This is a genomic window from Bordetella muralis (assembly GCF_054781015.1).
Window position 1 is genome coordinate 154539 of the sequence record NZ_BAAGVF010000002.1, and the last position, 19703, is coordinate 174241.

The window sequence follows — 19703 nt, forward strand, 5'->3', positions numbered from 1 at the left end:
TGGTGGACAGAATCGGATTTATTGGCTTAGGCCGTATGGGAAAATCGATGGCGCTGAACTTGCGCAAAGCAGGTTTTGACCTGGTGGTTTTCGATATCAATAAGACAGCAGTCACCGAGCTGGCCGATGCTGGCGCGGCAGCCGGTGCTGACGTCGAAAGTCTGGCTCGTCAATGTAGCATCATCATTACGATGCTGCCGTCCTCTAAAGAAGTCGAACAGATCATGCTGGGCGAGGGGGGCGTATTGGCGTGTGCTGGGGCGGGTACAGTGGTGATGGACATGAGCACCATTGATCCGTTGGCCACCGACAAGTTGCACGCACTTGCTGCTGCTGCGGGTTTGAGTTGGGTCGATGCGCCAGTCGGACGCCTGGCCGAGCACGCCGATCGAGGTGAGTCCCTGATCATGGTCGGCGCGAGCGAAGACGATTTCAGGCGGGTAAAACCGCTGTTGGATGCGATGGGTACCACGATCTATCACTGCGGTCCTGTGGGAACAGGCGGACGTACAAAACTGGTCAACAACTATCTGGCGGTTTCACTTTGCCAAATCAACGGCGAGGCTTTAGCTTTGTCGCAGCGATTTGGCCTGGACATCACTAAGACATTGCAGGTTCTGTATGGGACCTCGGCGACAAATGGTCAGTTGCGTATGAATTTTCCCCACAAGGTGCTGGTAGGTCAGAATGAACCGGGCTTCACCATTGATTTGGCTCACAAGGATATGTCTCTGGTGGTGAACGCTGCGCATGCGTCCAAAGTGCCCATGCCAGTAGCCGCTGCAGTGCACGAGTCATTCAGTTTGGCGAGAGCGGCAGATTTCGGCGGGCAAGATTTCTCCTGCATCGCAGACGCAATATGCCAATTAGCAAATATCGAGAAACCGCGCGTCCCTTCTAACTGGAGCCCTGACTGATAGACCTCGCCCCGATCCTCGCTCGTTCCCGAGCGCGGATCTTTACAGCCGTCGAAAAAACGCGTTAAGCATGGCTGCCGTCTTCCATTTCACCTTCAGCTCGTCGAGCAACCAAGTCCGCTACTTCTTGAATGCGTAATCGTATTTCGGCTGCCAAGCGGTGCTTGCGTGATTCTGGCAAGAGTGGGGTGGCAGCGCCGAGACTTATCGACGCTATAACAGAGCGCGACGCTTTGAACGCGAACCCAAGTCCTGAAACGCCCTGCGTCGTGATGTCTTGAATTTGGGAATAGCCATGTTCCCGCGTTCGCTGAACTGCTGCGTTTAGTGTCGGCCATGACAGGCCGGCACGCTCGTAGGCTTGCCTGTTGCGGTCATAGACATCGCTAATCTCTCTGTCTTCCAGGTTGGCCAGCATCGCCAGTCCACCGGCACCGATACCCAGCAAACGTCGTCCTCCGACCTCGATCGAGAAAAACTTGCGGTTTTGTCCTCCCGCCTCCCTATGCAGGCACACGCCGTAATCTCCCTCTCTGACCTGCAGGAATATCTCTTCTTGGGTGATACGGGCGAGGCGCTGCATGAGACTGCGAAAATGGCTGACAAGTGGCACGCGCGACATTGACCATAAGCCCAACTGCATGGCTTCGACGTCGAGCCGGTACGCTTTGGTGACCATATCTTTGTCGGCAAAACGTTCATCAACTAAGCACGCCAACAGCCTGTGTGCGGTGCTGGGCTCTAGCCCCGTGACCTGAACAATCTCAGTGAGCTTGATGCCGTCTTTATGGCGCTCTCCGAGAAGCCTTAGCAGCTGAAGGATTCTGCGCGCACTTTGGGTACCGCTGATATTGATGCGATCTTCCATGATGTGGAAATTTATTGAATTAAGAGAGGCGTGATGGTTATCGCTGTCCTAGATTGCGGTTTTTCAGCCAAAGTGAGAACGACGAAATCTCACGATAAGCCGACGCTGACTAGATAATCGGCCTAAAGTCGACAGGAGACAAGCAGTGCTAGGAAAATTGATGTGGGCTGCGGCCCTTTGCACGTTGTCTGTGGGTGCCGCGATTGCGCAGCCCTTTCCCAATCGTTCTGTGACGATTGTTGTTCCATATAGCGCCGGCGGCGCATCTGATGGCCTTGCGCGTCAGATCGCCGAGAAAATGCGGGTCCAACTCCACCAACCCGTGATTGTGGAAAATCGTCCCGGCGCTGGCACTACCATCGCCTCATCGTACGTGGCCCGGGCCAAGCCAGATGGCTATACGGTGTTGTTCGCCGCCTCATCCTTCGGTGTTGCCCCTGCGCTCTACAAAAATGCGGGCTATGACCCAATAAAGGACTTTCATCCTTTGTCTTTGCTAGCCTCGGTCACGCATGTACTGGCGGTCAATCCTGCCGTGCCTGTGCAAAGCGTGAGCGAATTTGTGGAATGGGTGAAGCACCATCCCGGAAACGTAAACTACGCGTCCGTTGGCGTGGGTACCACTACGCATCTGGAGGCGGAGCTGTTCAAAAAAATGGCCGGCATCAATATGGTGCAAGTTCCCTATAAGGGCAGTCAGGCAGCACTCCCTGACCTCGTCGCTGGGCGTGTGCAGGCCATGTTCGATGCCTACGCCACGGCGGCGCCGCTTGCCAAAGAAGGCCGTATAAGGATACTTGGTGTAACTACTGAGCGGCCATCCATGGCTGCTCCTGATATACCGACTATCGCGGCACAGGGAGTACCGGGTTTTGATGTGATGACCTGGATGGGGTTGTTGGTCCCGGCTGGTACTCCGCAGGACGCGGTTCAAACGCTAAGCGGCGCGGTCGATGCCGCGTTGGCCGACCCAGCCGTGCGCACGAGCTTGGAGGGGTTGGGCTTTGAGGTGATCGGCTACGGGCCTCAACGATTTGCTGACTACCTTGCGCAGGACGTCAACAAGTGGTCCGCATTTATTCGCGAAGAACAAATCGTCGTCGAATGACGGCCGAAGGATCATTGGTATGAAACTCGTTTCGTATTTTTGGCAGGGTGGAGAATCTTGGGGGGCCGTCGTCGATGGCTCGGTAAGAGACTTGGCGAGAGTTAGCGGGATTGCGACGCTGGCGGAATTTCTGGGTAGCGACCACTTCGCGGAGAGAGAGGCGCTCGCGGCGCGCGCGCCCGTCGTCGCTCCCTTCGAGCAGATGACGCTGCTGCCTGTCATCCCCCGTCCGGAGAAAATCGTTTGCGTGGTGCGCAATTATCTTGACCACCATCGCGAAGTCGTCGCTGTTGGGCTGGACTTGTCCTTGAGCGAGCAGCCGCCGATATTCATCAGAGTATGGCGTTCGCAATGCGCGCACAACGCTCCGATCATTCGTCCGGCAGTCTCCGACTCGCTGGATTGGGAGGGCGAACTGGCCGTCGTGATAGGCCGCGGTGGACGCGACATTCCTGAAGCCCAGGCCCACGAACATGTAGCCGGCTATGCCTGCTACAACGACGCCAGTGTGCGTGAATGGCAGTTTCATGCCAAACAAATCGCGGCAGGCAAGAATTTCGAATCAACGGGGGCCTTTGGTCCATGGATGGTGACGGCTGACGAGATTCCGTTCGGCACGAAACTTAAACTACAAACACAAGTAAACGGCAGGACGGTTCAGTCCAGCGATACTAGCCATATGATTTTCGGTGTGGCTAAACTGATCAACTACGCATCGACATTGTTCACGTTGAGCCCTGGTGACGTGTTGGTGACGGGGACCCCGGCTGGTGTGGGATACAGCAACCAACCGCCCACATATCTGCAGCCCGGCGATGTCTGCGAAGTTAGTATCGAGCGTGTTGGCACGCTTCGTAACGTAGTTGCTGCGCAGCCCGTCGCGCGTGACTGACCGATTGACTCGGACGCTGCTATGTCTCTGCTAGCCAATGTTCTATCTCTAGCCGATTTCGAGGCGGTTGCGCGCAGGCGACTGCCTTCGCCTTTGTTTGGTTACGTCTCCGGCGATTGCGAGGACGGCCAATCGAGGCGCGGGAATCGCTTGTCGTTTCGCGATTACGAATTCAGGCCCCGGGTTCTGGTGGATGTGTCCAACCGGGATCAGGGGATTACTCTATTCGGACGAGAATACGCTTCGCCGTTCGGCGTAGCACCCATGGGGATCGCAGCGCTCACGGCGTATCGGGGAGACCTCGTACTAGCCAACGCGGCGGCTAAAGCGAAAGTACCGGCCATCATGAGTGGATGGTCTCTAATACCGTTAGAAACGATAGCGAGCATCGCTCCGGCGACATGGTTCCAGGCCTATCTGCCGCGCAATCCCAAGCATAGCGCAGCATTGATTGATCGGGTCGCTGCGGCCGGGCTACAGACGCTCGTCATTACCGTAGATACGCCGTCGCCAGCCAATCGAGAGAATAATGTCCGTGCTGGCTTTTCCTCGCCACTGCGGCCGAGTATGCGGCTCGCCTGGCAGGGCATCTCGCATCCGAGATGGCTGTTCTCGGTGTTTCTCAAAACTCTGATTAGGCATGGCCTGCCTCATTTTGAGAACTGGCATGGTGGACGAGGTACGCCGATGTTCTCGTCAAAGCTGAATACCGATATTGCGCAGCGCGGTCATCTTACGTGGGCGCATATCGAGAGCATCCGAGAGCGTTGGGCTGGCACACTCGTGCTCAAGGGTATCTTGGCGGCCGAGGATGCCAAGCTGGCGCGCGAGTATGGGGTGGACGGGATAATTGTATCCAACCACGGTGGACGTCAGCTGGATGGAGCGGTAGCGCCTCTACGCGTCCTGCCTCGCATTATCGAGCAGTTTGGTGGCGGGCCGGTCATGATTGATGGCGGTGTTCGACGCGGCAGTGATGTACTAAAGGCACTGGCCTTGGGGGCCGCTTGTGTATTCGTGGGGCGACCGTTCAATTATGCCGCTGCGGTAGCGGGGGAAACAGGGGTGGCACATGCAATAGCTCTACTTGAGCAGGAAGTCTCGCGCAACATGGCCATGCTCGGTGTGTGTAACCTGGCCGACCTGACCCCGGATTGTCTGCTGAAAGCTTCGTCTTGGCCAACATAACCGGCAACCGAGTTCGAGTCGGTACAGATCAACTTTAAGGTCGCGGACGTGCTGGCTCAGCGCGGGGAAAAATTTTTGAGTGCCCAGCAGAACAACCGGCTAACGAGATATCTGTGATTGGCCGGTTCCAGTCGAGCTCTGACGCTCGCGACCTAGGCGGCGCAATTCCTCAACGATGAGACAGACTAGCCGAGACGGCGGCTCCTCCCGGCGGACGTACATGCCGACCGAACGCGTAAGCGCCCCATGCAGCCGGGTCTTGCACACACCGCGCTGCGTGATGTTGTCTAACGATGATTCAGGCAACAGCGCAACGCCGCAATTGTTTTGAACGAAGCTGGCGATGGTGTTCAAGTCCCGTAAAGCAAAGATGGGGTTGAAGGGTTGGCAAGCTGCCTGGAAGGCGTGGTCGGTAAGCACGCGTACACTAGTGCCGGGTGGCATGCTGATCAAAGGCAGCCGTGCTAGTTCTGCGGGTATCCAATGTGTAACGTCCAGCCTAGTCTGGGCGTTGTGAAATAGGACGAAGGGTTCGGTGAATAACTCCTGATAGACGAGGTCAGGCTCACCTTCGTCGTTCATTGTAGTGACGGCAATATCAACACGCCGATCTCGGAGCAATTGCAGAGCTTCGTTTGCGATTGGGTCGAACACTTCCACCTGGACAGCCGGATTCCGGTGTACAAGGCTTTGGATCAATAAGGGAATGAGCGAAGCCGCGAGCGTGGGCAGAGCGGCTAACGCCACGCGGTTGTTGCAGTCCCTTAGCCGCTGCTCCAGCTCCAGTACCCCTTTCTCATGCAGTCTGGCGATCTTGCGCGCTGTCTCTAGGATGTCCTGACCTTCGCGCGATAGACGCACCCTGCGGGTGGTGCGTTCGAAGAGTTTGACGCCGAGTGCCTCCTCCGTTTCTTTCAGCAGTTTGCTCAGCGTGGGCTGCGTGACATGCAGGATTTCGGCTGTCTTCTGAAAACTCAGTGTCTCCGCCAGCAGCACAAAGATGCGCAGTTGTCTCGTTGTCAAATTCATTCTTTTTGTCTATCAATACCGTTCAAATCGGAACTTAACTTCAGCGTCTTGCTGCTTTAGCCTTGGCATCATGGACTTCTCTGGAGCTGGAATGTTTCGTCTTGATGGAAAGGTGGCGCTGGTGACCGGATGCGGAACGCTCGGCGAGGGGTGGGGCAACGGCAAGGCCACCGCTGCGGTGCTGGCCAGGCAGGGAGCTGCGATCTACGGGTGCGATATGAACATCGACGCCGCGCGCCAATCCGCGAAAGTAGTGGCTGCCGAAAGCGGGACTATCACGGTTCGACAGTGCGACGTGACGGACGCCGAGCAAGTAGTAGATCTGGTGCAAGCTTGTATCGAGACCTATGGCCGCATCGACATCCTCGTCAACAACGTCGGCCGCTCCGAACCAGGCGACCCGGTGTCTATGACGGAGGATCTCTGGAACGAACAAATCCAGGTGAATTTGACGTCGGCATTCCTGTGCTGCAAGCACGTCATACCTCTCATGAAAAACGCTGGTGGAGGCTCGATTATCAACATTTCGTCCATCGCCGGGTTGCGTTATGCGGGAAAACCCCAGGTGGGTTATGCGGCTGCGAAGGCCGCCCTGATGCAGATGACAGCCACTACCGCTGTCATTTATGCACGTGATGGCGTGCGACTTAACTCGGTTGTTCCTGGATTGATGTTTACGCCTCTGGTCGAACGCCTGGCGCAGAAATACGCCAACGGGGATTACGAAGGTTTTGTCGCGCACCGACATGATCAGGTGCCCTCAGGGAGTATGGGCAGCGCTTGGGACGTAGCTCATGCGGTGGCCTTCTTGGCGAGCGATGAGAGCCGCTACATCACGGGGCAGCAGATCGTGGTGGACGGTGGTATCACCATGGCCACGCGCTGAACGGGAGGCTGACGATGAGTACATTCGGACAAGCCTGCGCAGGGCGCCTGACCGGTAAGGTAGCGTTGATCTTCGGTGCGGGCTGCGTCGGGTCGGGATGGGGAAATGGGCGCGCGATCGCCGTACGCTTTGCGCAGGAAGGCGCATTAGTTGTAGCGGTGGACAAACGGCCAGAGTCTTTGCCCGAGACTTTGGAATTGGCCGGAGAGAGTGGGGCGCACATCGAAACTCATATTTGCGATGTCGAGGACAGAGCTCAGGTCGCCGGGCTGGTCGCTGCGGTGGTCCAGCGCCACGGCCGCATTGATATCTTGGTCAACAACGTAGGCGGCCCCATCCCTGGTGGCCCAGCGACGTTGTCGCAAAGTGAATGGCGAAGGCAGCTCGATCTGAATCTGACGTCGGTATTCACAACCTGCCAGCACGTCCTGCCCATCATGGAGGCACAAGGGGCGGGCGCGGTGGTTAATGTGTCCTCGACCTCCGCCATCCGATGGACCGGCGCGCCGCAGGTCGGCTACGCGGCTGCCAAGGCTGGCGTGATGCAGTTTGGCCGTGTGGTCGGCGTGGAATACGCAAAGAAGGGCGTGCGTATCAACACTGTCTTGCCAGGTCAACTGCATACGCCGCTGGTGGATGCCTTCTTGGCCGGTCAACAGGCGGAGGGCGATATCGCGGCCCTGCTGGAACGGCGGCGGCGCCGCATCCCGCTGCTAATTTCTGGCGACGGCCGAGACACCGCTAATGCCGTGCTGTTTCTTGCCTCGGACGAGGCCCGTTTCATTACGGGAACCGAGTTGGTGGTGGATGGGGGCATGAGTGCCCGTTGCGACTGAAGATCGATTAACGGAGACGACGATGGCGCGAATTGACTATGCCGATATTGCCAGGCCGGAAACGCGGCCGCTAGTGGAACGCATTGAACGGGAACGATCCAGCGTGCCGAACCTCTATCGAATGCTGCTCAATAGCCCACCGGTGGCGCAGGGCTGGCTCACCTACCTCACGGCAATACGTCAACAGACCGGCTTGTCGCCCAAACTACGCGAAATGCTAATTCTGCGCGTCGCGGTTCTGAACCAGGCTGACTATGAGTTCGAGCAGCATCTACCCATCGCTCTGCAGGCGGGCTGCCGCCAGGCCGAGATGACGGCGCTGAAGAATGGCGACTTCGGGCCGCTAGACACTGGCGAGCGTGCAGCGATGGCGTATTGCGACGAAATGACGCGCGAGATCCGGGTCCGGGACTCTACCTTTGCGGCAGTACGTGAGGCCTTCGACAACAAGGAAATCGTGGAGATCACTGCGACGGTTGCCGCCTACAACATGGTGTCACGCTTTTTGGAAGCCATCCAGGTCGATCACGAATAAACCATGCGCTCGACTGCCGGTGAATAACAATACAAGGAGACAAGTATGCATAGTTTCAAGGAGTTGAGCGCCGCGCTCGCATCCTGTGCGCTGGGCCTGGCACTGAGCGCTCCAGTGCAAGCCGATTATCCGACCAGACCGGTGCAATTGGTCATTCCGTTCTCGCCCGGTGATACTGACCAAATGTTGCGGCCCATCACTGAAAAGATGGGGCAATATTTGGGACAACCCATCGTGATGAACTACAAGCCGGGTGCGGGGGGAGGCATCGGTGCGGCATATGTGGCCTCGGCCGCGCCGGACGGCTACACCATCGTGGGGAGCTCGCCTGGAGCGCTAGTGGTGGTGCCGCTGGCCAACAAGGAGATCAAGTACACGACTGACTCCTTCGCTCCAGTCGCTGCGATTTCTCTGGGCGGCATGATGATCGTCGCCTCGTCCAAGTCCAAGTACAAGACGCTGGCCGATGTGGTGGCTGACGCAAAGGCGCGCCCCGATGGCATATCCTATGGCACATCGGGCGCGATGGGCATCAGTCATCTGCTAGGTGAGACCTTCGCCTCCGAAGCGGGAATACAACTGCGCCACATTCCTTTCCAGGGCAGTGCACCGGCAGTCACCGCCTTGCTGGGTGGACATACGGATATCGCTGTGTCCGCTGTAGGCCCAGCCCGGGCTCATATACAGTCCGGTAGCCTCAGGCCTTTGGCTATTTTCAGTAGCAAGCGCCTAGCCGCCTATCCCGATGTGCCGACGCTGCGTGAGCTGGGCTATGACGTAGGCAGCCCTACCCTCTATGGCCTCGTGGCTCCCAAGGGCACTCCGCCGCAGGTGATTGACATGCTATATCAGGCTGCGCGCAAGGTCGTTGCCGATCAGGGCGACGAGGTGGGCAAGACTCTGGGCACCATCGGAGCAGAAATCAGTGTGTTGAGCCCGCAGGAGTACGGCGCTTATCTGCAGGAGCAGCGCGCACTCTTTTCCAAGGCAATTGGCCTTATACGCGAATGAGGGGACACCGATAGCGGCCCCGGGAAACAGTGCACACGAACGCGGCAGTAGACATTCCGCTCGTTGACTATCATTCTTGAGAGGCGAGTTTGCGGCGATGTGTCTTCCTGCTGCGTCAGCGTTCGTCTACAGTTCCGCTGTGGAACGTCAGTCCGCAATGATAGGAACTTTCAAATGAACGCCATGAAGCCCGGATCACCGCAGCTCAAATTTGCAACGAGTGATTTGCCGGCAAGAGAAAACATCGAGGAGCATCCGCCGGCCATATTCCCGAATACCAAAAATGTAGTTCCGATCGATGCTGAAAATCATGATAGGCTCGTCGCTGTCGGAGCGACCCAGCGTCCAATGGGCACGAAGAGCTTGCTCTTATCAGATCCCATGTGCCGTGCCTATTCCACCGTGGGTTGAGAGCGGCTGCTATGTATCGAGTTCAACGGTGGTCTTGTTTTAAAGGCGCGGATCGTCGAGCGCGTGCGAGAGTGGATGCAGGCAATTCGCCGAAGGCCTCAGCAATTTCTACCAAGCTGATCGGGCGCTCGCAGTGCTCGCGAATGTATTCTTCGGCACGGGCGACGACGGCGCGCGGTAACGAAGCCGTTGGTTGCCGCAAAGCATCGGTGAAGTTGTGCGGTTGACCATTGAGCAGCAGGCCGTGCAGGAACTCGGACAACGACGCATCCACTGCAGGCGTGAGCGACGTGCGGCGGGACGCTATTAAGATTTCACCATCCGTCATTAGATGAGGAATTGAGTTATCACACGAAATCACAATGTCATGGCCGGTCCCGTGCGTCTCATATTGGTTGTTTTGTTGACCCCTGGCATATGGAGGGCTCCTTACTTCAGGCCTTTAACTTTAACGTAGCAAGCCATCCTCCACCAACGAGGACCGATGCTATACCGACCCCTGTGGTTAAAGAAATTGGCTCATCAAAGAAAAGGACCCCGAACGCAGCACCGTAGACGACCCAACTATATCGAATGGGACCAACTACGCTAGCGGTCGCTCGTCTGAATGCGTTGATATTGCAGTACTGCGCCCCAATCGCCACGGGGCCTAGCATCAGGAACGCGAATAGCCATTGGACAGGTATTTCGTGCCAATTGGCGAGCCCCGGCCAGGCGAGGATCAATGATCCAAAAAAGTTGACGTAGAAGAGCACAGTGAAGGTGGATTCGGCACGAACTAGGGTCTTTATCAGGATGCTTTCGAGTGCGACGAGCAGTGCTCCCAATAGCGCGATGAGTGCCGGGCCGGCGGAGCCTGTGTCCCAGACAGAGAACGCTCCTTGTGACCCTACCACCGTCATTGCTCCAGCCAAGCTCACTATCGTTGCCATCCATTGACGCAGCGACACATGTTCGCGCAGAACGATGACACCCAATAGAACGGTAAGTAGCCCGTCCATCAGGCCAATGGCGCTCGCCGACGCGACAGGCATGTGGGCGGCGGCGAATATGGCAGCCACACCGCCTAGACCTCCTGCCGCCGCCCGGCATGCATGTAGAACCGGCTGGGTTGTGGAGAGCGCCCGGGCGATGTCGCGTTGCGTCAATAGCGCCAGTGCCATCGTCGAGAATCCGCCGACATATCGAAGCCACATGATCTGCAGGGCGGAGGCGCCGGTTCCGCTAAGCTTTCCGGATATATAAATGAAGGAAAACAACCCCATGCCAGCGAGGGCCCATAGCACGCCGTCCAGGTTCGAGGCACCTTGCACGTGCGTGCGTTGATAGTTGTTGATAGATGGCACGCTTGAGGATTCTCCCCGTGGTATGGTGAGAACAGATTACGACGTGACGTCAACCTCGCGCTTTCAAGAAATTGCGGTTTGCTGTGCAGATTATTTGCAGGGGATTCTATGAGGTTCAAATGGGTTCCGGGTGCAGCCCATAGTGCGCCGCGCTCGATCGTGAATATGGCTCCGACCGTCAGAGTTCGTATGGGCGTCGGATACGGCGCAGAGGCATTCTATGGTCAAGCGCTACGCTCGGTGAGTTGGCCTGCCGGGGCGTTAGAGTTCGTTCCTCCCGCAATAGAGCATGTTCATACAACGGGTTTGGATGCGGACTGGCTGTCGGTGGAGTTCGACGTGGCTGAGTGGCGGGACGTTATGGGCCGGGACGCGGCGGAGCGTGATTTGCGTCGTTGCGATGCTGGATATAGATGCGCGAATTTTCCCGAATTAATGAGGTCTGCCTATCGCGTCCTGACCGCTGTACCTTTTGAAGCAGATTTCTTGCGGCAAGAGTTGGGAGCCCAATTGGCGAATCAATGTCGCCAGTGCATAGATCCAGCATCTCGAGACCGACGTCAAAGTGCGTTAAATTCGGCTATGGTCAAACGGCTAGCGGCCTTGGTGGAAGAATGCTTGCATGGGGATATACGGCTGGAACAAATGGCGAATGAAGCGGGATTGAGCAAATTCCATTTCACCACCGCTTTTGGCCGCGCAACCGGCGTTACGCCTTATCAGTACATTCTCGGCCGGCGCCTGAGTAGAGCGCAGAAGTTGCTGCGAAGCACAAATATGCCGATCACTACTGTAGCCCTTGATTGTGGCTTTTCGAGCCACGCGCATCTTACTTCCGCGTTCACCTCGAGGTTCGGGGTTTCGCCGACGATCTACCGTCGAATTGTCTTCCATTGATTTTTGAAATATGAAGAAGCTAAGCGTTCTCAACGGGGCAACCGTCGCATTTGACTTGGACGGCACCTTGGTCGAGTCAGCTCCAGATTGTTTGACGGAATAAGGGTTGGACGCGGTAAAAGCGGCCAAGCCTAATCCCGCTCATCTTATTGAGGCCGTGGATGCCGTAGGCGGCGATCTTGCGCGCACGGTCATGGTAGGCGACGCTGACACCGACGCAGGAGCCGCAAGATCTGCTGGGACTTCTCTGATTTTGGTCGACTTTGGCTACACCGAAATCCCCGCCGCTGAACTAACCCCAGACATTCTGCTGCATCACTTCGATGATCTAGTGGACGCTTGCGTCGCCTTGCTCAGTGACGCGTAACCGCTTGGATGGCTAGGTCATTCTCTGCTCGGCTTTCGAACGTAATAGATATCCCATTCAGCTTCAGAAGTCGGCACGAAGCCATGGCGCTGATAGAAACGGTTTGAATCGCTACCGCGCAAGGCCCCTAATCGGATTTCCATGCGATGGGCGTCTGCATCCTTGAATACGGCGCGCAAGACTGCGGCGCCAATACCCTTTCCTTGATGGTTTGGCAGGATGTAAAAATGGTCCAGAAGCCAGTGGTCCTCTTGCGGGCGAATCAAAATGAAGCCTACTCGAACATCATCAGAGACTATGAATCGACACAGAGGAGGATCAAAAGATGCCAGAAAGCGCTCTCGGGCGCGTTGTGGGTCAAAACGCCCAATGCGCTCCAGGCTCTCGCGCATTGCAGCAATACGCATGTCGACCAAGACATCAGCATCGGCTGAGTCTGTACTAGCAAAGGTCAGATTCATAGGCGATGATTTCTCGGTGGTCTCTCTTGCCAGACAGCGAGGCTCAGGCCTCGGCTCCCGCGCAATTGACAACAGGACGTCTATTTTCGCGGGTGAGAACCCAGCAGAGGGGTGCTTTGGTTGGCATTCAGCAAAGAGGCACGAGGCTCTTCCCGAGTGTGCTGGCTCACATAGTCGTATAGCGCTTCCGGCATATGACTAACAGCTTCAGACGGCGGTTCATCTGCGCGCAGTTCAACATAGAGCGCAATCGCCGCCAAGAGTGCCGCGTGCACGGACGCCTTATCTGACCCTGGCACCGTAGCCGCCAGTTGCGCGCTCGTGTCCCCAGCCACCGTCTCTATCCTCCTGACCCCGCGCTGCCTCTGTCCCGCCCTGCGATGCAGCATGGGGCCAAGCACCTGCTCGCGAAAGAATCCGAGAATGCCGATGGCCTCATAGATCTCACCGCGTGCCAGTTTGCTGGCGCCGTAATGCAGCCAGATCCAAGCTCGGTGCTCGAACCAATCGGGGGTAGCCTCAGGCCATGCAATCGATGCCGAATCGAGCCGGGCCTCGATCATTTGTGCGTCACGTGCAAACAGCACGGCCGGGCGTTCCACCAACTGATCCAGATCGCCCAGGGTCACGAATTTGAAATCCACATGCAGCAGCTGCGGCCCATACAGGCAAATCAGCAGCCTCGGCTCGCCCACATGTTCCCCAGTAAAGGCCGAGAGCAACCCACCTATCCGCTGCGCGAACGCCAGCCGGGAGGCCATGACTTCATCGTAGCTGTAGTCCTCGCAGACGATGACGAAATCCAGATCCGAATATTCGTCAAAGCCGCCGTGAATATACGAGCCCGCTGCCAATAGCGCGGTCAGTCGCGGATCGGCAGCGACTGCCGAGCGTACTTTCTCCAAGTACTGGCTGTGTAGAGCAGGGGGCGTGAGGGGCATGGGGGCCTCAGGGTCTCAGGGCGCTCGCCCTACAGGGTCGAAAGTTGAGTGCTTGATTTTCGTGACGTCAATTTATCAGAAACCTTGCCACCTGATCGGAGACGTTTTTACGGACCGCCCTAGGGGGCTTCGGTATTCTCCGGTCTGTCATTTACTTGCCTTGCGCGTCACCACCGGTCTTCCTGGCCGTCAGCGTTACGGTGAAAAATTCGCTGCGCTTATCGGCCGGAACGGCATCCAACTGTTTCCTATGCTAGTTGAGAACTTTGCTTAACGATGGACGAACGCGTCCAGAGTCGGTGCGCGGGGAGCGGAATTATCGCATCGCTGGAAGGACTGCGCAGCGTTCTTTATATTTGCCCGGCCATCTTTGATGAAGGCAGGGTACCAAAACGTCACGTCGCTCAAGCGCCATGCTCAAGTTCCTTGCGCATCAAGGCATTCTGAAGAGTCACCCCTCGAATCACAGGGAATCGTCGCGCGATTACTCGAAATCCATACAGAGAAAAAAAGGGCTCGGCAGTCTTACTCACATTAGCCGTCAACTCGGTGAGACCAAGGGACTCGGCCTCCTCGTGAATACGAGCCATCAGCCGTGCCCCGATTCCTTGCCGCTGATGAGCGCCTGACACAAAGAAGTGGTCGATGTAGCCGTCTTGCTGAACGTCCGCGTAGCCGACAATTTCGCCGTCAATCTCAACAACAAAGGGTTGGATTCCTTGAATTCGATTTGCCCACAGATCCATGTCCAGGTCGGGCGGAGCCCATGCCTCGACTTGCTCAGATGAGTAGTCGCCAGCCGCAACGTCATGGATGGCAGTGAAATACACGCGAAACAACGCCGCTTCGTCACCCTGCCTGAACCGGCGAATCTTCATGAGGTCCTCTTGAGGCAGAAACTCGAATCGATAGTTTTTCACATTTTAAACTGCACGGTGAACGTCCACGTCTGGCCGATTCTAACTAGAGCGCCGCAATACTGCTGGTCGCCTCCTGCATCAGAAAGTCGATCACCGCGCGCACCGCCGGAAGCTGGCCACGTTTGTGCGGTGTCAAGATCGTCGTCATCACGCTGCCAGCTCTCCATGCCGGCAACACTCGTATCAACCGTCCCTCCCGGATCGCTTGCGCCGAGATCATGTCCGGTAGACAGACAATGCCGAGACCCATCTCCGCGGCCTTTATCAACGACACGGATTCATCGGCATATAGCTGCGGCCGCGGTGCGACCTCGACGATACGGCCACTTGTATCGCCCAGTCGCCAGAGCTTCATCGTCGCGCTGGTCATCAGCCCATCGTGATCGCTCAAGGCCTCTGGCGTTGGCGGCTCGCCGCGCTGGGCGATGTAGGAGGGGGCGGCCACCAGCGTAATCGGCTCCTCACTCATGCGTCGCTGCACCAGATCGGAATCTGGCAGCGCCGCGAAATGGCTGCGGATCGCGATGTCGAATCCCTCCTGTACCAGGTCAATGAAGCGGTCGGTGACGTGCAACTGGATGCTTAGTTTTGGATATTGCCGTGCCAGGATAGGCAAGCGATCAGCGAGCTGAAATTGCGCGATAGGCACCGACGCCGTGATCCGCACTGTGCCGCTCGGCTCCGCCAATCGTCGATGCACGACGGTCTCGGCGGCCTCTGCTTCGATCATCACTGCGCGGGCGTGGTCGTACACATCGCGTCCTACGTCGGTCAACGTGAAGCTGCGCGACGTGCGATGGAGCAACTGCACGCCGAGCGTTGCTTCCAGCGTAGCGACTCGCTTGCTGACCGTCGATTTCGGGCAGCCGAGCCGTCGAGCAGCCGCCGCGAAACCGCCGCTGTCGACTGCCTGAGCGAAAAAATGCAGGTCATTGAGGTTCAGCATGTTGGTCTACATATATGGACATTGAGTCGCAATTTACCCATCTTTTGCGTCAACGTCCACGTATGTATATTCCCTAGCATCGACAACGGAGAAATGAAATGAATCCCATATCTGAACCGATCTTTATCGCCGGTTTCCCCCTCGGCAGCTCGGCCGGGCTCGTCGCGGCCTTCGAATGGCTCGGCCAGCCTTATCGCATTACCCGGGTGGACATGCTGGGCGAGATGCGCACTGACGCCTACAAACGCTTGAACGGCAGGGTGGAAACTCCTGTACTGATCACACAACAAAGCCAGGTCGTCACCGAGACGATGGCGATCGCCCTGTGGCTGGAGGCGCGGGATACCGAGCGCCGCATCAGTTTCGAACCCGGCACACCGCATGCCGACCGGCTGCATCAGTATCTCGCTTTCCTCAACACCAGTTTCACCGGCGCCTTTTATCCCATGTGGGTTGCACTGGAAGCGCAGGACGCCACCGAAGGCGAGCGGGAAACCCTGCGCAAGTTTGGCCGCAGCTTCGTTGCTCTACGGCATGAACAGCTAGAGGCGATGATAGGGGACACTGACTATCTGTTAGGCAACAAGCCGACGCTGGCGGATGCGGTGTTCGCCGGTGTAGCACGCTGGGCGGACTTTCATCAGGCGATCGAGCCGCGAGACTATCCACGCATTCTGGCGCTGCGCCAACGCATTGAGGCTGATCCTGCGTTTCGCTTTGCGTTGGCGGTAGAAGACGGCAAGCCGGCGATCGGCAGCGGCGCAATGAAAGGATTTGTTCCGCTCGAAGAGGTGATCCCAATGCAAGATGCTGCCTGCGATGTGTAGTGGCGGGGAAGGCCTCAGCCTCTTACGAGGACTTTAACGTGGCTAGCCATTCTCCACTAACGAGGACCAAAGTTATACCTCCCTGTGGTCAAGGTGATTGACTCATCGAAGAACGCGATCCTGAATGCAGCAATACCGGTCCAGGTGCTCTCGCAGCACTGTCTCCTGATCCTTGTGAAAGACTCCCGCCAAATAGCCATCTGGCCTGACCAGCGCGGCGGCGCCTTCACCGAGGTCGTAGAACCTGGCGAACTGGCCCAAGTTATCTTCGATCTCCATGCCGGGTCCGATGCTGTGGATGTGCAAGCCAGCGCGTGGCGGAAAGGTCGAGGGGCCGTTGACCAGCAGGGTCCAGTGCGTGCCCTTGAACAGGTTGAACAGGCGCGTTGGGCTGCCGCCTGCGCCACGCACAATGGCATCGGGCGCACGACTGCCGGGGGTAAGGCTGCTCGTGGCTTGCGACGGGAGCGATAACGGCGAGGTGGGATAGCCGATGTCTAGTTGCTGGACTTCACGAGTCCGCCTGTTGTCCCCGGTCTTGAAACCAGCAAGCAGCCGTGTGGATAGTCCGAGTACGTCCGCAGCCACGGGCCGGCGTTCGGCTTCGTACGTCTCCAGGAGGGCCTCCGGCGCACCGGCAAGTACCGCCGCCAGCTTCCAGCCCAGGTTATAGGCGTCCTGCACGCTGGTGTTGAGGCCTTGTCCACCGGTGGGAGGATGGACATGCGCCGCATCACCGACTAGAAAGACGGGGCCATCCCGGTAACGATCGGCGAGCCTGGCATTCATGTTGTAGGTGGACGACCAGGCAACCGAATGAACCGTGACGTCCGTGCGCTTTGTGTGCAGGGCGACGCGTTCGGTCAGCGCAGCCGCAGAGAGATCGATGTCGCCCTCGAGGGGAACGGGCGCCTGGATCTGGAAAAGATCGGTACCTGCGAGCGGGCAGATGGCCAGGGGGCCTGCGTCCCCGCCATTAAACTGGTGCCATACATTGCGTGACAGCCCTTCCAGCACGACATCGGCCACGATGGCTCGCACGCCCAAGGTCTTGCCCGGAAAGCCAATCCCCAGGAGGTGGCGCACCAAGCTGCGTCCGCCGTCGGCGCCCACCAGATAGCGGGCGTGGAGAGTCTGCTCGCCCTCGGGGGTGACGAGCTGGGCTTCTATTCCGTCGGCGCTGACCACCATTCCGGCCAATTCGACACCAAATTCCGGCGCGTGGCCCAGTTCGACCAGGCGCTCTCGCATGACCGCTTCGGTCTTGAACTGCGGCACCATCAACGGCAGCGGATAGGGCTCGGCAGGCGTAGGGTCAGCAGCACTCGTCATTTCCTGATCCACATGACTGCCGTCATTCGCGTATTTGCGAATCGTGGGGTAGATCCCACCCGCGGCCATGGCTCGGTCCAGGATTCCCAGGTCTTCAAAGACCTCCTGGGTGCGCGGTTGAATCCCTTTGCCGCGCGAGCCCAAAAAAGGGGAGGCGAGTTTTTCGATGAGGGCAAAGCGCACGCCGCGCCGCGCCAGTTCTATTGCCAGGGTCAGGCCAGCAGCACCCGCGCCGCAGATCAGGACATCGACAGGTTCACGCATATCATTTCTCCAATGTATGTGTAAAATGCACATATTAGGAGGGCAGTTTATGACCATTAAAAAGAAAGTGCAAGATACACATATCTCGGCGCAGCTGAAGGATCTCCATCGGTCTTTGATCTCGATCGTGAGCGTGATGAACCGCCCGCGAAACGACGAACGGCTGATCGCGGACGCCGGCGTGCAGTTGGACCAAGCGCTTTTTCGCCTCTTGGTGGTGATCGAGCGGGTGGGCCCGATTGGCGTGGTGGACCTGGCAGATCGGCTGGGCAGGGATTACACGACCATCAGCCGGCAGCTCTCCAAGCTCGAACGCATGGAGATGGTGAAGCGGCATGAGAATTCCGGAGATCGCCGCATGCGCGAAGTGGTGGTGTCTCCGAAAGGCAAGGCCGTGACTGACCGGCTCGACCAGGCCCGCGAGCGTCTGGCACGGGAGATCTTTCAGGACTGGACTGCAGAAGACATCACGGACTTGGTGCGTCTGATGCGCAAGTTCGCAGAGGCGCTGGAGCAGGGCACTCAGGCTGGAGGTGACCAACGTTGAGGGACGAAACGCTTTTCTTTCCTATGGCCCTGAGTGGACATAGCTCGTCCCCGAAAGCAGAGGGCCGTTGATCTGCTTTGCGGACGTTTTTCCATAAAGCATAAGTTATACAGACCGCGTCTCACGCAAGGGACCTTTAGGCATTGCGCCTTTAACTGAGACGGAGCGCCGCCCGGCCTTCTTTGGGACGCGCCGAGGTTTGCCAAGAAGCTCGACCATTCGCAAATCGCAGGGGGAGAGGTCATACCCCCGCCGCTGCGAGATCATGAACGTGAGCGAACCGAGGTGCCAGGCGCGGCGTTCGAGTTCGACGAGCCGTCCGCTGGCCAAGTCCTCCTCAACGAGGTGCCGTGGCAAGTGCCCCCAGCCAAGACCGGCGCTGAGCAGATCACGCTTGGCACCTAGGTCATTGACTAGCCATTGGCGCTTGCCGGCGACGCCTTGTTGGGTCTTTTCCGCTCCAGGCTGGTTGTCTGTCACGATAACCTGAACATGCCTACTGAACTCATCCATTGGGATGGATTTGGGTGCCGAAGCGAGTGGATGGGATGGCGCGCATAGGGTCACCATCTCCGTTTCACATAGCCAATGGCGTTCGATGGCATCCGGGTTTACTTCCGGCACGTTGTGTATCGTGACCGCCAGGGCACACACCCTTTCGAGCACCAAGTTCTCACCGCCTTGCATGGTCGTGATTCGCAGGTCGATCACGGCGGTAGGGAACTCCGCTTGCAGTGTCCGCAAGCATTCAATGAGTTGGGCGCGTGGGAAGTAAGCGTCGATCGCAATTGAAACCTGGGGTGCCCCGGCTCTGGCGATCGAACTGGCGCGATTCTTCATCTCTTCCGTACGCGAGATCACTGCCCGTGCGTCCGGCAAGAGGCTGTGCCCCGCTGCAGTGAGCTGCGCCTTTCGCGTGTTTCGCTCGAACAACTCGACATCAAATGCGCTTTCTAGCGCCTTGATTGCATGGCTGATGGCTGACTGCGCACGCCTGAGTTTCTGCGCCGCAGCCGAAAAGCTTCCCTGGTCGCATACCGCAACGAACGCACGCAATTGATTGATGGTGACATTGTCGAGCATATTTATCTAAAAAATAGATTTAATTAAGCGATTTTTAGTCAATTATGTAGATATGTAAAGGGGGCTAGACTGCCTTCTAATTCAACTTAGG

23 protein-coding genes are annotated in these 19703 nt (G+C 57.6%); 13 read left to right on the forward strand and 10 right to left on the reverse strand.

Annotation, left to right across the window (positions count from 1 at the left end; translation table 11 throughout):
• The first annotated feature begins 2 nt into the window (after positions 1-2).
• Positions 3-917 carry an NAD(P)-dependent oxidoreductase gene (locus ACYVIT_RS02765; protein ID WP_460478148.1) on the forward strand — a complete coding sequence of 305 codons (915 nt, stop codon included), beginning with the start codon at positions 3-5 and terminating at the stop codon, positions 915-917.
• A 64-nt stretch (positions 918-981) separates the two neighbouring features.
• Here ACYVIT_RS02765 and ACYVIT_RS02770 read toward each other — a convergent pair whose 3' ends face one another.
• The gene (locus ACYVIT_RS02770; protein ID WP_415805506.1) at positions 982-1785 is read right to left on the reverse strand and encodes an IclR family transcriptional regulator; all 804 of its coding nucleotides are present in this window, start codon (positions 1783-1785) and stop codon (positions 982-984) included.
• A gap of 145 nt (positions 1786-1930) precedes the next feature.
• On the opposite strand from ACYVIT_RS02770, the gene ACYVIT_RS02775 reads away from it, so the two are divergent.
• From ACYVIT_RS02775 to ACYVIT_RS02785, 3 genes are read left to right on the forward strand one after another with little or no spacing between them, the layout of a single operon-like run.
• Positions 1931-2893: a Bug family tripartite tricarboxylate transporter substrate binding protein gene (locus tag ACYVIT_RS02775; RefSeq protein WP_415805505.1), complete on the forward strand. Its 963-nt coding sequence runs from the start codon at positions 1931-1933 to the stop codon at positions 2891-2893.
• A 19-nt stretch (positions 2894-2912) separates the two neighbouring features.
• Positions 2913-3785 carry a fumarylacetoacetate hydrolase family protein gene (locus ACYVIT_RS02780; RefSeq protein WP_415805504.1) on the forward strand — a complete coding sequence of 291 codons (873 nt, stop codon included), beginning with the start codon at positions 2913-2915 and terminating at the stop codon, positions 3783-3785.
• A gap of 21 nt (positions 3786-3806) precedes the next feature.
• On the forward strand, positions 3807-4973 hold the full coding sequence (locus ACYVIT_RS02785; protein ID WP_415805503.1) for an alpha-hydroxy acid oxidase: 1167 nt from the start codon (positions 3807-3809) through the stop codon (positions 4971-4973).
• A 99-nt stretch (positions 4974-5072) separates the two neighbouring features.
• On the opposite strand, the gene ACYVIT_RS02790 is transcribed toward ACYVIT_RS02785, so the two are convergent.
• Positions 5073-6002: a LysR family transcriptional regulator gene (locus ACYVIT_RS02790; RefSeq protein WP_415805502.1), complete on the reverse strand. Its 930-nt coding sequence runs from the start codon at positions 6000-6002 to the stop codon at positions 5073-5075.
• A 91-nt stretch (positions 6003-6093) separates the two neighbouring features.
• On the opposite strand from ACYVIT_RS02790, the gene ACYVIT_RS02795 reads away from it, so the two are divergent.
• The 5 genes from ACYVIT_RS02795 to ACYVIT_RS02815 all read left to right on the forward strand — a co-directional run bounded on the left by ACYVIT_RS02795 (position 6094) and on the right by ACYVIT_RS02815 (position 9681).
• Complete coding sequence (locus tag ACYVIT_RS02795; protein ID WP_415805501.1) at positions 6094-6888, forward strand: SDR family NAD(P)-dependent oxidoreductase; 795 nt, start codon at positions 6094-6096, stop codon at positions 6886-6888.
• Between the two features lie 14 nt (positions 6889-6902).
• Positions 6903-7724, forward strand: coding sequence for an SDR family NAD(P)-dependent oxidoreductase (locus ACYVIT_RS02800; RefSeq protein ID WP_415805500.1), 822 nt, complete (start codon positions 6903-6905; stop codon positions 7722-7724).
• A gap of 22 nt (positions 7725-7746) precedes the next feature.
• Positions 7747-8259, forward strand: a complete 513-nt coding sequence (locus tag ACYVIT_RS02805; protein WP_415805499.1) for a carboxymuconolactone decarboxylase family protein — start codon at positions 7747-7749, stop codon at positions 8257-8259.
• 45 nt (positions 8260-8304) lie between these two features.
• Complete coding sequence (locus tag ACYVIT_RS02810; RefSeq protein WP_415805498.1) at positions 8305-9270, forward strand: Bug family tripartite tricarboxylate transporter substrate binding protein; 966 nt, start codon at positions 8305-8307, stop codon at positions 9268-9270.
• A 174-nt stretch (positions 9271-9444) separates the two neighbouring features.
• Complete coding sequence (locus ACYVIT_RS02815) at positions 9445-9681, forward strand: hypothetical protein (RefSeq protein ID WP_415805497.1); 237 nt, start codon at positions 9445-9447, stop codon at positions 9679-9681.
• Positions 9682-9703: 22 nt separating this feature from the next.
• Here ACYVIT_RS02815 and ACYVIT_RS02820 read toward each other — a convergent pair whose 3' ends face one another.
• Together ACYVIT_RS02820 and ACYVIT_RS02825 are read right to left on the reverse strand one after the other, a co-directional pair.
• Entirely contained in the window at positions 9704-9943 is a 240-nt protein-coding gene (locus tag ACYVIT_RS02820; protein WP_415805496.1) for a hypothetical protein, read from the reverse strand.
• A gap of 172 nt (positions 9944-10115) precedes the next feature.
• On the reverse strand, positions 10116-11027 hold the full coding sequence (locus ACYVIT_RS02825; RefSeq protein WP_415805495.1) for a DMT family transporter: 912 nt from the start codon (positions 11025-11027) through the stop codon (positions 10116-10118).
• Between the two features lie 108 nt (positions 11028-11135).
• Here ACYVIT_RS02825 and ACYVIT_RS02830 point away from each other — a divergent pair, with 108 nt between their 5' ends.
• Complete coding sequence (locus ACYVIT_RS02830) at positions 11136-11924, forward strand: helix-turn-helix domain-containing protein (RefSeq protein ID WP_415805494.1); 789 nt, start codon at positions 11136-11138, stop codon at positions 11922-11924.
• 106 nt (positions 11925-12030) lie between these two features.
• The gene (locus ACYVIT_RS02835; protein WP_415805493.1) at positions 12031-12291 is read left to right on the forward strand and encodes an HAD hydrolase-like protein; all 261 of its coding nucleotides are present in this window, start codon (positions 12031-12033) and stop codon (positions 12289-12291) included.
• A 17-nt stretch (positions 12292-12308) separates the two neighbouring features.
• Here ACYVIT_RS02835 and ACYVIT_RS02840 read toward each other — a convergent pair whose 3' ends face one another.
• The 4 genes from ACYVIT_RS02840 to ACYVIT_RS02855 form a co-directional block, all read right to left on the reverse strand.
• The gene (locus ACYVIT_RS02840; RefSeq protein ID WP_415805492.1) at positions 12309-12752 is read right to left on the reverse strand and encodes a GNAT family N-acetyltransferase; all 444 of its coding nucleotides are present in this window, start codon (positions 12750-12752) and stop codon (positions 12309-12311) included.
• An 80-nt stretch (positions 12753-12832) separates the two neighbouring features.
• Positions 12833-13693, reverse strand: coding sequence for a nucleotidyltransferase domain-containing protein (locus tag ACYVIT_RS02845; RefSeq protein WP_415805491.1), 861 nt, complete (start codon positions 13691-13693; stop codon positions 12833-12835).
• 404 nt (positions 13694-14097) lie between these two features.
• Entirely contained in the window at positions 14098-14571 is a 474-nt protein-coding gene (locus tag ACYVIT_RS02850) for a GNAT family N-acetyltransferase (RefSeq protein ID WP_415805490.1), read from the reverse strand.
• Positions 14572-14656: 85 nt separating this feature from the next.
• On the reverse strand, positions 14657-15559 hold the full coding sequence (locus ACYVIT_RS02855; protein ID WP_415805489.1) for a LysR substrate-binding domain-containing protein: 903 nt from the start codon (positions 15557-15559) through the stop codon (positions 14657-14659).
• 98 nt (positions 15560-15657) lie between these two features.
• Here ACYVIT_RS02855 and ACYVIT_RS02860 point away from each other — a divergent pair, with 98 nt between their 5' ends.
• Complete coding sequence (locus ACYVIT_RS02860) at positions 15658-16386, forward strand: glutathione S-transferase family protein (protein ID WP_415805488.1); 729 nt, start codon at positions 15658-15660, stop codon at positions 16384-16386.
• 102 nt (positions 16387-16488) lie between these two features.
• Here the strand turns inward: ACYVIT_RS02860 and ACYVIT_RS02865 are convergent, their stop codons facing one another.
• Complete coding sequence (locus ACYVIT_RS02865) at positions 16489-17982, reverse strand: FAD-dependent oxidoreductase (RefSeq protein WP_415805487.1); 1494 nt, start codon at positions 17980-17982, stop codon at positions 16489-16491.
• Positions 17983-18031: 49 nt separating this feature from the next.
• Between ACYVIT_RS02865 and ACYVIT_RS02870 the strand changes: the two genes are divergently transcribed.
• A complete protein-coding gene (locus ACYVIT_RS02870) occupies positions 18032-18529 on the forward strand; it encodes a MarR family winged helix-turn-helix transcriptional regulator (protein WP_415805486.1) in 498 nt (165 codons plus the stop codon).
• 105 nt (positions 18530-18634) lie between these two features.
• Here the strand turns inward: ACYVIT_RS02870 and ACYVIT_RS02875 are convergent, their stop codons facing one another.
• Positions 18635-19612, reverse strand: a complete 978-nt coding sequence (locus tag ACYVIT_RS02875) for a LysR family transcriptional regulator (protein ID WP_415805485.1) — start codon at positions 19610-19612, stop codon at positions 18635-18637.
• Between the last annotated feature and the right edge of the window lie 91 nt (positions 19613-19703).

What these genes read in the sequence shown, in the direction of transcription:
- ACYVIT_RS02805 (WP_415805499.1), top strand. Translation starts at nt 7,747, where the DNA reads ATGGCGCGAATTGACTATGCCGATATTGCCAGGCCGGAAACGCGGCCG.
- ACYVIT_RS02875 (WP_415805485.1), bottom strand. Translation starts at nt 19,612, where the DNA reads ATGCTCGACAATGTCACCATCAATCAATTGCGTGCGTTCGTTGCGGTA.
- ACYVIT_RS02815 (WP_415805497.1), top strand. Translation starts at nt 9,445, where the DNA reads ATGAACGCCATGAAGCCCGGATCACCGCAGCTCAAATTTGCAACGAGT.
- ACYVIT_RS02860 (WP_415805488.1), top strand. Translation starts at nt 15,658, where the DNA reads ATGAATCCCATATCTGAACCGATCTTTATCGCCGGTTTCCCCCTCGGC.
- ACYVIT_RS02810 (WP_415805498.1), top strand. Translation starts at nt 8,305, where the DNA reads ATGCATAGTTTCAAGGAGTTGAGCGCCGCGCTCGCATCCTGTGCGCTG.
- ACYVIT_RS02770 (WP_415805506.1), bottom strand. Translation starts at nt 1,785, where the DNA reads ATGGAAGATCGCATCAATATCAGCGGTACCCAAAGTGCGCGCAGAATC.
- ACYVIT_RS02870 (WP_415805486.1), top strand. Translation starts at nt 18,032, where the DNA reads ATGACCATTAAAAAGAAAGTGCAAGATACACATATCTCGGCGCAGCTG.
- ACYVIT_RS02830 (WP_415805494.1), top strand. Translation starts at nt 11,136, where the DNA reads ATGAGGTTCAAATGGGTTCCGGGTGCAGCCCATAGTGCGCCGCGCTCG.
- ACYVIT_RS02850 (WP_415805490.1), bottom strand. Translation starts at nt 14,571, where the DNA reads ATGAAGATTCGCCGGTTCAGGCAGGGTGACGAAGCGGCGTTGTTTCGC.
- ACYVIT_RS02845 (WP_415805491.1), bottom strand. Translation starts at nt 13,693, where the DNA reads ATGCCCCTCACGCCCCCTGCTCTACACAGCCAGTACTTGGAGAAAGTA.
- ACYVIT_RS02800 (WP_415805500.1), top strand. Translation starts at nt 6,903, where the DNA reads ATGAGTACATTCGGACAAGCCTGCGCAGGGCGCCTGACCGGTAAGGTA.
- ACYVIT_RS02840 (WP_415805492.1), bottom strand. Translation starts at nt 12,752, where the DNA reads ATGAATCTGACCTTTGCTAGTACAGACTCAGCCGATGCTGATGTCTTG.
- ACYVIT_RS02865 (WP_415805487.1), bottom strand. Translation starts at nt 17,982, where the DNA reads ATGCGTGAACCTGTCGATGTCCTGATCTGCGGCGCGGGTGCTGCTGGC.
- ACYVIT_RS02780 (WP_415805504.1), top strand. Translation starts at nt 2,913, where the DNA reads ATGAAACTCGTTTCGTATTTTTGGCAGGGTGGAGAATCTTGGGGGGCC.
- ACYVIT_RS02785 (WP_415805503.1), top strand. Translation starts at nt 3,807, where the DNA reads ATGTCTCTGCTAGCCAATGTTCTATCTCTAGCCGATTTCGAGGCGGTT.
- ACYVIT_RS02790 (WP_415805502.1), bottom strand. Translation starts at nt 6,002, where the DNA reads ATGAATTTGACAACGAGACAACTGCGCATCTTTGTGCTGCTGGCGGAG.
- ACYVIT_RS02855 (WP_415805489.1), bottom strand. Translation starts at nt 15,559, where the DNA reads ATGCTGAACCTCAATGACCTGCATTTTTTCGCTCAGGCAGTCGACAGC.
- ACYVIT_RS02795 (WP_415805501.1), top strand. Translation starts at nt 6,094, where the DNA reads ATGTTTCGTCTTGATGGAAAGGTGGCGCTGGTGACCGGATGCGGAACG.